Here is an 11,329-nt window from a genome sequence, read left to right as displayed (position 1 = left end):
AAAAACTTTGTTATTCAAGTATGCTATCTTTTTTACTTTCTCTTGCAGCAATCTCAGTAATTGGCAGTATTAATCCTAATGGCTTTGCTGTGCAAATTTATCTACTGAGTACACCGAAGCCTGTGATTTGTGCATTAGCTTTTACCCTTGGGGAATATGTTGGGCTTTTGTTTTCAGGGCTGTTAATTGCTTGGGGTATGATACAAGTAATCCAACAAGTTTTAAATTTTGTTGGTGAAAGTATTTATGGAATACAATTCCTTGTAGGAATAGTATTATTGATTATAGGATGTAATGCACCAATTTTTTTTAAACCTTCTATAAAAAATCTACAGCCTCTTTCACTCAATCCACTGCATATTTTTTTCTTAGGTTTTACCATTGTCATTGTCGAAACTCCAACTGCATTACCTCATATTGCTGCTTTCAAGCAATTAACTGATGCCCATATTTCAATCCCAATGTTTATATTAATTTGGGCATTATACGATTTAATTTTTATTTTTCCATTATTGATAATGGTTGCAGCTTATCTTCTATTTCATGACAATATTGTTAGTTATCTAAAAGAATTTAATTATAGAATAAACAGTTGGACAAGCAAAATTTTACCCTTTGTTTTAAGTGCTATTGGGGTTTTATTTATGATTAACAGTCTCGTTCAGTTTTTTACATAGTTTTTTGTCAAAGCTCAATTTGTTTAAAAATTGACTGATGTTACTAACTTAAAGAACTATTATTATCCGTTTTGGTTTTTAATATTTGGTTGATGGCTTCAAATCCTTGGCATCGCCGATATTGTATCGGTGAGCCGCAAAGATACCAGTAAACCTCTGAAAGATTTTTATTGAATCAATTTACGAATTAGTATTACTTGCTTGTTGTGGTAAAATCTGCGCCATCTGTTTTCAACTGACCATCTTCCATATAAATGATGCGATCGGCAATATCGAGGATGCGGTTGTCGTGGGTAACTAGCAAAATTGTACAACCTTGTTCTTTGGCTAGCTTCTGCATTATTTCCACGACATCGCGCCCAGATTTTTTGTCGAGTGCAGCAGTGGGTTCATCTGCTAAAACAATCTTAGGATGGCTAACCAAAGCACGAGCGATCGCAACCCGTTGTTTTTGCCCTCCAGATAGTTTCTCTGGGTAATAATCTACACGATCGCCTAAACCGACAGTTTCCAAAATAGCGATCGCTTTAGCATTGATATCCTGATTCAGAAAATCCTCATGCAACTCTAAGGACATTCGCACATTTTCTCTTGCTGTCAAAAAAGTCATCAGGTTATGAGCCTGGAAAATATAACCAATCTGGCGGCGAAGTTTAGTTAATTGCAACTTTTTAGCGCCACGAATTTCCTCCCCTAAGATTTTGAGACTACCTTCTTGAGCAGAACGTAATCCACCCATTAAGGTTAACAAGGTGGTTTTCCCCGATCCAGAGGGGCCAGTCATAATAACGATTTCCCCAGTCTTAATCTCCAAATTAATATCGAATAATACTTGTTTGCGAAGCGCACCTTCACCAAAATAGTGATTGAGGTTACTGATAGAAATCACAGATTCTAAAGTAGAAAATGTTGAATCGGAATTCACTGCTAGAGATTTTTGCAACATTATGATTTTATAAAGCATTGGGTATAGAGAAATAATTCTTGTAGAGACGCGATGAATCGCGTCTAAAAAACATCGGCAGGGTCGGCAGACCGTAGTTTTCGCATAGCGATCGCGCCAGAAACACTACACATGATCACGGTCAAAATCCAAACCTGGATCGCCCGTTCCATTTTCATGAAAATAGGAAGCATCGTCGCAGCATAAGTGACTTGATACAGTCCAAAAGAAAGGATGAATCCAGGCAGAAAACCTAGGATTGCTAATAATAATGCTTCTTGAATTAAAACACCTAAGAGATAATTATCGGTGTATCCCATTGCTTTGAGGGTGGCATATTCTGGCAAGTGGTCAGAAACATCCGAGTAAAGGATTTGGTAGACAATCACGATGCCAACAATAAACCCAACTGCTGTACCTAAACCGAAAATAAAACCAATACCAGTACCGGCTTCCCAGTAAGTTCTCTCCACTTTGGCAAACTCTTCTGGAGTGAGGACTCTGACATCTTTAGGTAGTCCATTGACAAGTTGCGATCGCACTTTTTCTGGATCTGCATCTGGTTTAAGCGTGATTAACCCAACTTCGATGCGATCGGGTTGACGCTGTGGAAATAGCTGGAGAAAGGTCGAGTCACTGGTGATCACATTACCATCGGCAGCAAAGGAAGCACCATCAGTAAACAAGCCTTTAACAAAGACGGCTTTACTATTCAGTTCCGTGTGAAATTTGCCTGTATTCTTAAAGATATCGGCAACCGCCCCATATTCTGGACGACCTGCCTGGTCAAACAGAACTTGATACAACTGTTTAAGGTGATGCTGATTTTGTTTAATTTCGGACGATTTGAATGCTGATTTTGCCGGATCAACACCCCAAACTAAAATAGCTCGTTCAAGACGTGTTTCAGGATTTCGCCACTGTCCGGTGCTGATGTAGACAGAATTAACTGACTGAACACCTTCATAACCTAATGTTTGATATAGTCGCTCTCTGGAAAAGTTTTTTACAGAAAATAAAGTTTGAAATTGGGGATTAATTAAAACTAAATCTGCTTGTAAATTGCGATGAGGTTTCACAGCAGCATCAAAAAGCGCACTTTCAAATCCCAACTGGATAAACATCAGTATATCGGCAAAGGCAATACCAGCGACTGCAACAGCCAGACGGGTTTTTTCTTTCATTAACTGCCGCCATGCTAGCGGCGTTTTGCGAAATAGTTTAGAAAACATATTTTAAAAAACTCCTTAGTAACCCAGTGTTTTAGCTTGCTGTTCAAGCTGGCGCTCTCGCATGAAAAGAAATAAGGGAAGACCAAAAGAAACACCACCCCAAATATTACAGGCAATGTAAACCCAGAGATTTTGCATTTTCAAACGTGTCCCTTCCCAAAAAACGAATATCCACAAGACTAGCGATGAAACAATAACATCCATGCCAAAGAAACCAGAGATTTTATTGGCAAATAGTTGTTCAAAAAACAGCTTTATATCAAGACCATGTTCTAAGATAAATGGAAGAAACTGGGAGTAAGGTAGAACGAAGCCAAGTACACAAAGCAAAAGGTATATGATTTTAATCATGATTAAATTCACCTTATAAAAAATGATGGAATACACGAGATAGCGAACAACAACTCTATATTTCAATTGCTGTTTGTACCTGTAAGTTGGTGAAACCTGCAACTCGTTTGCTGTCTTCAGGATTGAGGCGGATTTTCACCTCAACTACTCGGCTATCAAGGTTCTCCCCTGGCTGATTGCTGAAAACGTTTTGTCTATTCACCTGCAACCCAATTTGGGCAACGGTTCCTCGCAGTTCACCGACAAATGCCTGACTGCTAATCACTGCTTCTTGTCCTAATTTCACTTTACCGATGTCAGTTTGATAAACTTCTGCTACTGCCATCATCTGGTTTGTTTGCGCTAAGTCTGCAATGCCAGAAGCACTAATTTTTTCTCCCATTCGCGTATGAATTTTGATGATTTGTCCCGCCATCGGTGCTTTGATGTAAGCACCCGCTAACTCGGTTTGGGCATGTTTGAGTGTGGCGATCGCATTTTCAACTTCTGTCTTGGCTGCGGCGACATCTACAGGTCGGACTTCTGCAATACTGTTAAGTGTGGCTTTGGCTTCATTAACTTGCTTGCTACCAGTAGCGTTAGTACGGGCGAGTGCTGCTTTGGCTTCGGCAAGTTGTTTGCTAGCAGTGGTGTTAATCCGGTTGAGAACTGCTTTGGCTTCGTCTACTTGCTGTTTGGCAGTTTCTACAGTCAAACCTTTGCTATCGTACAAAGAATTAGAAACTGCGCCTTGAGAATAGAGCTGCTGATAACGTTGATATTCGGCTTCGGCATTTTTGAGTTCTGCCTCTAGCTTCTTAATGGTTGCCTCTTGCGCTATTCTGTCGCCTTCCCACTGTGCCTCTATGCGGAATATGGCTTCCTGTTGCGCTGTTTTGTCTCCTTGGGATTGCGCTTCAAGGCGTTCAACACTTGCCTGCTGGGCGTTAATTTCTCCTACTTTTGCTCCTGCTTGCACTTGAGCGAGTTTAGCTTGAGCAACTCTGACTTGTTGTTGGGCTTGTAGTACAGCAGTTTGCAAGCGATCGCGGGCATCTAAAATTGCTACTACCTGTCCAGCTTGAACGCGATCGCCCTCTTTGACTAGAATTTTGGCAATGCGATCGCCATCCAATGCTAAGGGCGCAAACAAGCTAATTACCTCTGCTTCCGGTTCTAGCCGTCCTAATGCAGCTACTTTTTGAATGTTGGGCGTACTTTCAACTGGCTGAGATGTCCCAGTTTGGGTTATTTGGCCAAACTGAGAAATCCCATAAACAATAATTCCACCTGTAATAGCAGTAGCTGCAATTACTAATGCAACTAACCCTTTCTTGGAAGCTTTCTCTGACAGTTTTTGAACCATCTCTTTTACTCTCCTAAAAAAATGTTTTATTTATAGTAAAAATAATTTTAAGTTTTCAATAAATGCTGATAATTATTGATTTACCTACAATAAGCATAAAGTACATAATCTAGCTCTCCAAACCTGATATAAAGGCTGTTTTACTCCTAGACACTACTGTATGCTGCGGTAAATATACCGTCAGTATTTTGCCTAACAACGCACATTGTTCAATAAAATCAATTGTTTCATTACCCCATAATTTTTCCAGAATTAAACCGTCTACAAAGCTCAAAATAAAGGAAGCCACTACCGAATCTTGAATACCAAAAAGATCAAAAATTGCCTCCTGATAGCGCTGATTAGTTCGCTTAAAAATACTATTTTTCAACATTTCTGTAGAGTCTTTGTGTTGGCAAAAATCAATCCAAATATAAGTCCATTTAATGAAATAATCTTCGTTTTTAACTAGATATCTTCCTAATGCTTCCATTGATTCTTGCAGCGTTTGCGCTCCTTCTAGTTCAGCTAATGCTGTACTTAAATCTTGCTCACATATTTCCTGGGCCAATTGCTCAAATAGAGCTTGTTTGCTAGAAAAATAGTGGTACAACGTACCAGTAGAAACCCCTAGCCCTTCAGCAATTTGGCGCATAGTGATGGAACCATAACCTTTTTGGGCAAATAAATCAAAGCACTTGTCGAGCAGTTCTTTACGGTATTGCTCATGGTCAACAATCTTAGGCATGATTCAGGTTACTTATATCGAACGCTCGTTATATATTAACTTAGCATGTTTACTACTGATTGATTTAAATCGGGCAAAAATAAATTGATTTTCTCTGAAACCCTTCTTTGCTGGAGGAATTCTAGTATCTTTTCCCTTGCTCCCCCTGTCTCTTCGGTCAAATACTGATGTGCTTAGAGGATGCAATAGCCAACATCTGACTAGTACAGTATGACAGAAATCAAGCTACCATCTTAATTAAGCAGACACGCTGCTCTGAGCAACTTGCTAAAGATAGGTAAAGTTACGCCACAGTGTAATAGATGCTACTACATTTTTAATGAAGTTTAGCCATACTCCTTAGTACCTGTGTTAATCTGAAGTACTAAAACTAGACTGCTATTTTTGGGTGTCTGTATCTAGCGAATTTTAATTATTAGACTGATATTAAGAGATTGAATTATGAAATCCTGTTTTATCACCTTAATGGTTGTAATTAACGCACTTGCTTTACCTAAGAGTGTCTATGCTAACCAAGAAAATGTACCCATGATAATAGACGATCGCAATCAGGCAGGAGTTTTATTGACGGAACCAGCCACGATTAACACTACATGGAGTAATTTTATCGGACAAAGTAATAATTCCAAACAAACTGCTGAATCAATTATGCTAGTGCAGGATCGAGGATGCCAAAAGATTAATCCGCTTGAGTTCATCAATAATCCAGAGTCTTTCTTTAAGCAATGTCAAAAGCCAACAGATAGCCAAAGTTCTCAAAGTAGTGAGCCAATTGAATATCTAAAGGTTCCTAAACTCGATTCTGGTATTAGTGTGACAGTTACTCAATTTTAATATAGAAACTTTTTTAACAAGAGATAATTAACTTTTGCTCGTGTAATTTATCTAGAACATTTACGCTCAAACATGGATGAAATATTTATGCTAGCTGCTTTAGCTCAAAGCAGAAAAGCTTTGCTGGAATATTTGCCGAAAATGCCCCTTTGCCAGAAGAAATTTCGGCAGCATTTCTCTACTTTGGGCAGCCAAATCTTAATGCCAAGGGCTGGCTACGCCTACGCATTTGCTACTTCGGAGACTACATTTGCTACTTCAGCGATCGCTGCTGTTTATTGCGTTCATCCTCAAGCAACAGACTGACTTAGACAATCTAGATTCTGAGGATAGGGAAATCTATGAGAACTAGGCGATCGCTTTCACAGTCACAATGTCTTTTACAACCTCTCAATCCTAAAAAATACTAAAGGATTGCCATTTACGATTTTTTCATCCACCTTTCTCATTCCAATCCTTTCTGTTACTTTTTGTGATTCAAGGTTTGGCCGATCACAGCTTGCTAAAAGATACTGATAGTTAAGTTTATTAAAACAATAGTCCAGTATCTTAGTTGCCGCTTCGGTAGCATAGCCTTTTTTGGTTGCTTCAGGCAGCAAAGCATAAATTAGTTGGGGCTGTTCTTCATCGAAGAAATCCCATAAACCAACAAATCCAATGATTTCTTGCTCATTTTTAGTTTCAATAAACCATAAACCAAGTTTTTTTTCTTCAAAACTATTCTGGCTCTGTATCACCATCTCTTCAACCTGTTGCAATGGAAAAATTTTGTCATCGCACAGATACTTTCTAACGTATGAGTCAATGAGAATAGCGTGTAGTGTGTTCAGCCCACTTTTCAAAATTGGTTTTAACAACAACCTCTGAGTTTCAAGTATTAAAGTCATTAGCTAAGACCTCAGTGCAACTCCAGCATTTTTGAGAATAGAAACATTACTCATAGTCTAAGTCTAGTAAACCACAATCTGTTGTGTACTCACAAACTCAGTATCGAACACCAGATCCTCATCCTCTAGAAGCAATAGTAAAAAACAAATTTATCAACGCTTTACCAAAAAATAGCCAATCTAACCAAAATACAATGTGAAGAATTGCTATTACCCAAAATGTAACTTGATAAGAAACTTTGCTGCTTTTGTGACGTAGCTTCTGTTGAGCAACGAATCCATCTAACCAACCACCCGTAAATTCGCACAGATGTAAAGTATTTTCTTGTCTTCTCCATCGTCCTTGTTGTGCGCGAGACTTATCATCGGCATATAGCCAAAAGGTAATAAAACCATGACAGGATAAAGAATTAGAGGAATTGGGTTGCCAGTTGTTAGTGCAAGATGGATTGAACCCAAGCCAGGTAGTAAAGATAGAAGTAATGTCTTTAATACTAATGATATAGATTTGTCTACAGTTCTGGCTATAGACTTCTTTGGTGCCGTAGAAGATGATAATTTTGATGTAACTCCTTCAATAGAAGCATTAAAAGCGCGTACTTTACCATCTTTACGAGCTGTTAATTGATAACAAATCAAATCACCAACTTGGGGACGACGGTTAACGCCTTTCAATTCTGTAATATGTAAAAATACTTCTTGACTACCATCATCGGCTTGTATGAAACCAAACCCGCGATCATCCTTCCATCTGATTAGTTGCCCTTTGTGTAAAGCAGGTTTCATGAACAAATTATATATTTATACCTGTCTTATAGTGTGCCCTTGTCTACACAAATAGACAACATCAAAAATGCGTAGGCGTAGCCCGTCGGAGACATCGCCCCACCAACTTTTTTAACCGGGGAGTGGGGAGTGGGGGAAATGAGGGAGAAATAACCTATGCCTAATGCCATATTCCCAATGCCTTATATTCAAAAGTCGTAGCGTAACACACTAAAACTTATAGAAACAGTGCGTTAGGCTTGCGTTAATGCATTTGCATAAAACAGCAATTTACACGGTAAGCTTGTGTCTGATTTAGCGCTACATAATTATCTCCCTCGCGTTCCCGATGCAGCATTGCAAGAATACATAGAATGGTGTGTTTTAGAGCAGGCTCAAGCCGCAGAATGTAACTTTACTCCTGATACAAGTAAGTTAGATAATTTGCCACCAGAAGACTATGTTCCTAAACTTGTCGAGCAGTTCATGAAAGTTAAACCAGACCCAATTAAAGCCGGTTTGGTAGCTGCGATCGCTGGCAAGGAAGCTGACAAACATGCTTTATCCGGTTTAGCGATCGCTGCTGATTTTGTATCTCTTTATGTCAAGTATTTAATTCCTAAAGAAGGAAGTACTAAAGAACAGGCTGAAGAGATATTAACTCAAGCATCACAACATCAGTATGAGAAACTAACTGAAGTTGCCAAGAAACATGGTGTAGAGATATAGTTTCCTGCTGATAATTTAGTTTTCAGAGGCTTTAACTAATAATATAGACAAAGCCTCTGTTTCAGTTACTACTGATTGGCTATATTACAAACTTTAATTATTGTTACAGAACCTCAATATCAACTTTATTTAGCAATTAAGCAAAGCACTTATGAAAAATTTTTCCAGCTAAAAGCAATTACGTTAGTAATTCAGCAGAATCAACTATTATTAATGGTTGTAAATGTCGAAAGTGAGGTTATAGCTCAATGGATAAACTAAATCACTATAGAAATATTATTAAAAATATTCTCATAGAATATGACCGCATCTACTTAAACAATTAAATCTCATCCCATGCTAACTATTATCGGTTGCGGCAATCTAAATCGCAGTGACGACGCAGTGGGCGTAATCATTGCCCAACGCTTACAAAAATATCTAGCTGAAAACCCTCATCCTCATGTGCGTGTGTATGACTGTGGCACCGCAGGGATGGAAGTAATGTTTCAAGCTAGAGGTAGTAAACAATTAGTAATTATTGATGCAAGTTCAACAGGTTCTGAACCAGGTGCTGTGTTTAAAGTTCCAGGAAAAGAACTGGAAGCTTTGCCAGAACCTAGTTATAACTTGCACGATTTTCGTTGGGATAATGCTTTAGCCGCCGGACGGAAAATCTTTCAAAATGACTTTCCCGAAGATGTTACAGTTTATTTAATTGAGGCTGCAAATCTTGATTTGGGGCTGGAGTTAAGCCTTGTTGTCAAATATTCTGCTGATTTAGTCTTTGAAGAGGTAGCTGCACTCATCAGCCAAAATAATGAGTAGAAATTTTAAACTCCTAACTCCTAACTATTCTCTTACGCCCAATCCCGATAAACTGAAAGTTCATCTACCCTCATTTCAAAAGGTACGCCTTGACTCTCTGGCGGACAAACACGGATTTTAGCACTGCTGACAATTCCATATAGTAATGTCCCCATTGGCACGATTTTTTGAAGAACACGCCAATTGGTAACTTGATCGGGACATTCAATTACCAATGTCAGAGCATTGGCGGGGGTTGTGACATACCACCGACAATTAGATAGCAGATTTTGAATCGTGCGATCGCAAGCGTCATAAAAGTATCTGCTAATAGAATACTCTAGCTGTTGCCGCAGTATAATATCCGCAGATGTGGGTTGCATAGGATGTGAGTCATCACTATTGAAGTAATACATCTTTCTAGCCATATCTCTTTAGCTTCCTGCTTATATTCCAATCACCATTCCATAAAGTACATCTTTATTCGTTTCTAATAATTCTTGGGTTTCGTCATCATAATACGCACCAATTCCACTACACTGAATCCCCAAATAATTACTAGTTAAATAAAGCCTCTGTCCAAGAAAACCAGCTATTTGCATAGCAGTTTGATAATTTAAATAATCTGACACGAAAAATAAAGTTACAGCGCTATCTCTAGCAATAGCCTGATTAATACATAAGTAACCTGTCTTTTCGCTAAAGTTACCCGCTTTAACCAGATACGTACCTTTATATAACCCAGGTGTCATTCCTTCTACTCGATGCACCACTGAGTAAATCTCTATTTGCTCATAATTTTCTGTCGGTATTGACTGCTGAAGTTGTTGCACTACATATAAATAATCTTCTTGAGAAATACACTCTTTCCGGAAACGTCTAATAGAACGTCTATCCCAAATTGTTTGATAAAATTGATCCCGATCAAAATCAAATTGAGGATACTCTAATTTCTGCTGACAACTCTTTTGTAGAGCCGTTGCTTGATAGGCATCTTCAATAAATTGATTAGGTTCAAAATAATCAGTACCAGAAACAAAAGGAATTTTCAGCCTTAAACGTCTGATTTTTTTGTCTTGTATTTCTCCTGACACCGCACAACCAGTAATAAACTCCTTATTCTCAAAACCCAAATCTGAATTGAGCGCAAGTTTATCAAAGTCAAAAACTAGTTGTATTTCTTTTTCATGAACATAAGCTGAAGCTGCGATCGCACCTAAATGGTGTCCGCTATCTAAGAAGCAATATCTTATGCTTCTATTTTGATATTTCCAGCTAGACCTATAATAAACACAACTAATTAAAAAGATGAATCCGTTGATACATTTACCCGGTATAATATAATTCTCTAACCCATCATCAATTAATTCATAGATGAGAGTTAGACAATTATTCTCAACTTCTAGATGGTATAGGACTCCTATTTGATTTTTGAAAAAGCTCCGTACATCTGAAGAGTGGCAAAATCAAAGGTAGTGTGTCGAATAAACCATTCAAAATCCATGTCAAATGTGAGAATGTTGGAATTAAGGCACAAAAACGCCGTACCCACGTTTTGGCTTGTAACCAAATATCCTCAATAGGATTTTGTTCTGGACAATTGGGTGCAAAACGAACGCAGCGTATTTTCCATTGGTCAATTGTCAAACCTTGATTAACTTCATCCAAAAACCCTTGAATTTCTTTGGAACGATGATAGGTCGCACCATCCCAAAAAAGTAACAATTGTTGCTCACCAGACTCATTTAGCAGATATCGGAGATAATCAATTGTATTTTCTGAGTTTCCCTTATCGTAAGCTCTAAGCAGCAATTTTCCTTCGATATAATCAACTGCCCCATAATATGTTTGTTTATTGCGCTCATTCACCACTGGAACTGTTATTTCCGTATCAGTTCTCCCCCAGACATAGCCAATGGCGTCTCCCCACATTAAATGACACTCATCAATTAATAATACCCTCAATTTTCCGGTTTCGATTTCGGAACGCTTGCTTGCCAGTAGTGTTTCAATCTCCTTTTTTTTTCTGCCACCGCCTCTGGGTTGGCTTTGG

15 protein-coding genes and 2 pseudogenes are annotated in these 11,329 nt (G+C 38.4%); 6 read left to right on the top strand and 11 right to left on the bottom strand.

The genetic code is table 11. From position 1 onward, the window contains the following. Positions 1–20: 20 nt before the first annotated feature. Positions 21–677 carry a GAP family protein gene (locus tag H6G97_RS17555; RefSeq protein WP_190942020.1) on the top strand — a complete coding sequence of 219 codons (657 nt, stop codon included), beginning with the start codon at positions 21–23 and terminating at the stop codon, positions 675–677. Between the two features lie 193 nt (positions 678–870). On the opposite strand, the gene H6G97_RS17550 is transcribed toward H6G97_RS17555, so the two are convergent. From H6G97_RS17550 to H6G97_RS17530, 5 genes are all read right to left on the bottom strand, one after another. After that, positions 871–1,623 (bottom strand): DevA family ABC transporter ATP-binding protein, encoded by a 753-nt coding sequence (locus H6G97_RS17550; RefSeq protein WP_190942019.1) that lies wholly within the window; start codon positions 1,621–1,623, stop codon positions 871–873. A 62-nt stretch (positions 1,624–1,685) separates the two neighbouring features. Further along, positions 1,686–2,852 (bottom strand): ABC transporter permease DevC, encoded by a 1,167-nt coding sequence (gene devC, locus H6G97_RS17545; protein WP_190942018.1) that lies wholly within the window; start codon positions 2,850–2,852, stop codon positions 1,686–1,688. A gap of 15 nt (positions 2,853–2,867) precedes the next feature. Further along, entirely contained in the window at positions 2,868–3,203 is a 336-nt protein-coding gene (locus H6G97_RS17540) for a DUF2834 domain-containing protein (protein WP_190942017.1), read from the bottom strand. Between the two features lie 55 nt (positions 3,204–3,258). Further along, positions 3,259–4,548 (bottom strand): ABC exporter membrane fusion protein, encoded by a 1,290-nt coding sequence (locus tag H6G97_RS17535; RefSeq protein ID WP_190942016.1) that lies wholly within the window; start codon positions 4,546–4,548, stop codon positions 3,259–3,261. A gap of 109 nt (positions 4,549–4,657) precedes the next feature. After that, entirely contained in the window at positions 4,658–5,275 is a 618-nt protein-coding gene (locus H6G97_RS17530; protein ID WP_190942015.1) for a TetR/AcrR family transcriptional regulator, read from the bottom strand. A 441-nt stretch (positions 5,276–5,716) separates the two neighbouring features. On the opposite strand from H6G97_RS17530, the gene H6G97_RS17525 reads away from it, so the two are divergent. Together H6G97_RS17525 and H6G97_RS17520 are read left to right on the top strand one after the other, a co-directional pair. Further along, a complete protein-coding gene (locus tag H6G97_RS17525) occupies positions 5,717–6,109 on the top strand; it encodes a hypothetical protein (RefSeq protein ID WP_190942014.1) in 393 nt (130 codons plus the stop codon). Positions 6,110–6,196: 87 nt separating this feature from the next. Continuing rightward, a complete protein-coding gene (locus H6G97_RS17520; RefSeq protein ID WP_190942013.1) occupies positions 6,197–6,415 on the top strand; it encodes a hypothetical protein in 219 nt (72 codons plus the stop codon). 74 nt (positions 6,416–6,489) lie between these two features. Here H6G97_RS17520 and H6G97_RS17515 read toward each other — a convergent pair whose 3' ends face one another. From H6G97_RS17515 to H6G97_RS17510, 3 genes are all read right to left on the bottom strand, one after another. Next, on the bottom strand, positions 6,490–6,996 hold the full coding sequence (locus H6G97_RS17515; RefSeq protein ID WP_190942012.1) for a GNAT family N-acetyltransferase: 507 nt from the start codon (positions 6,994–6,996) through the stop codon (positions 6,490–6,492). Between the two features lie 118 nt (positions 6,997–7,114). Continuing rightward, complete coding sequence (locus tag H6G97_RS52540) at positions 7,115–7,384, bottom strand: DUF1294 domain-containing protein (RefSeq protein ID WP_338421750.1); 270 nt, start codon at positions 7,382–7,384, stop codon at positions 7,115–7,117. After that, entirely contained in the window at positions 7,279–7,782 is a 504-nt protein-coding gene (locus tag H6G97_RS17510; RefSeq protein WP_242054969.1) for a cold-shock protein, read from the bottom strand. Before H6G97_RS17510 ends, H6G97_RS52540 begins: the two co-directional genes overlap by 106 nt. 285 nt (positions 7,783–8,067) lie before the next feature. Here H6G97_RS17510 and H6G97_RS17505 point away from each other — a divergent pair, with 285 nt between their 5' ends. The 3 genes from H6G97_RS17505 (at position 8,068) to H6G97_RS17495 (ending at position 9,297) form a co-directional block, all read left to right on the top strand. Further along, positions 8,068–8,490, top strand: a complete 423-nt coding sequence (locus H6G97_RS17505) for a hypothetical protein (RefSeq protein ID WP_190942011.1) — start codon at positions 8,068–8,070, stop codon at positions 8,488–8,490. A 75-nt stretch (positions 8,491–8,565) separates the two neighbouring features. After that, complete coding sequence (locus H6G97_RS55955) at positions 8,566–8,751, top strand: element excision factor XisH family protein (RefSeq protein WP_190942010.1); 186 nt, start codon at positions 8,566–8,568, stop codon at positions 8,749–8,751. A gap of 75 nt (positions 8,752–8,826) precedes the next feature. Continuing rightward, the gene (locus H6G97_RS17495) at positions 8,827–9,297 is read left to right on the top strand and encodes a hydrogenase maturation protease (protein ID WP_190942009.1); all 471 of its coding nucleotides are present in this window, start codon (positions 8,827–8,829) and stop codon (positions 9,295–9,297) included. A gap of 32 nt (positions 9,298–9,329) precedes the next feature. Here the strand turns inward: H6G97_RS17495 and H6G97_RS17490 are convergent, their stop codons facing one another. The 3 genes and pseudogenes from H6G97_RS17490 to H6G97_RS17480 all read right to left on the bottom strand — a co-directional run. Then, positions 9,330–9,704, bottom strand: coding sequence for a hypothetical protein (locus H6G97_RS17490; protein ID WP_190942008.1), 375 nt, complete (start codon positions 9,702–9,704; stop codon positions 9,330–9,332). A gap of 18 nt (positions 9,705–9,722) precedes the next feature. Beyond that, a pseudogene (locus tag H6G97_RS17485) lies at positions 9,723–10,691 on the bottom strand (nitroreductase family protein); the annotation flags it as partial. Positions 10,692–10,696: 5 nt separating this feature from the next. Further along, positions 10,697–11,329, bottom strand: a pseudogene (locus H6G97_RS17480) (IS630 family transposase); the annotation flags it as partial.

It is taken from the genome of Nostoc flagelliforme FACHB-838, assembly GCF_014698065.1.
GTDB lineage: Bacteria > Cyanobacteriota > Cyanobacteriia > Cyanobacteriales > Nostocaceae > Nostoc > Nostoc flagelliforme_B.
The sequence above is the reverse complement of the archived record's forward strand: the minus strand, read 5'-3'. Positions and strand labels throughout refer to the sequence as shown.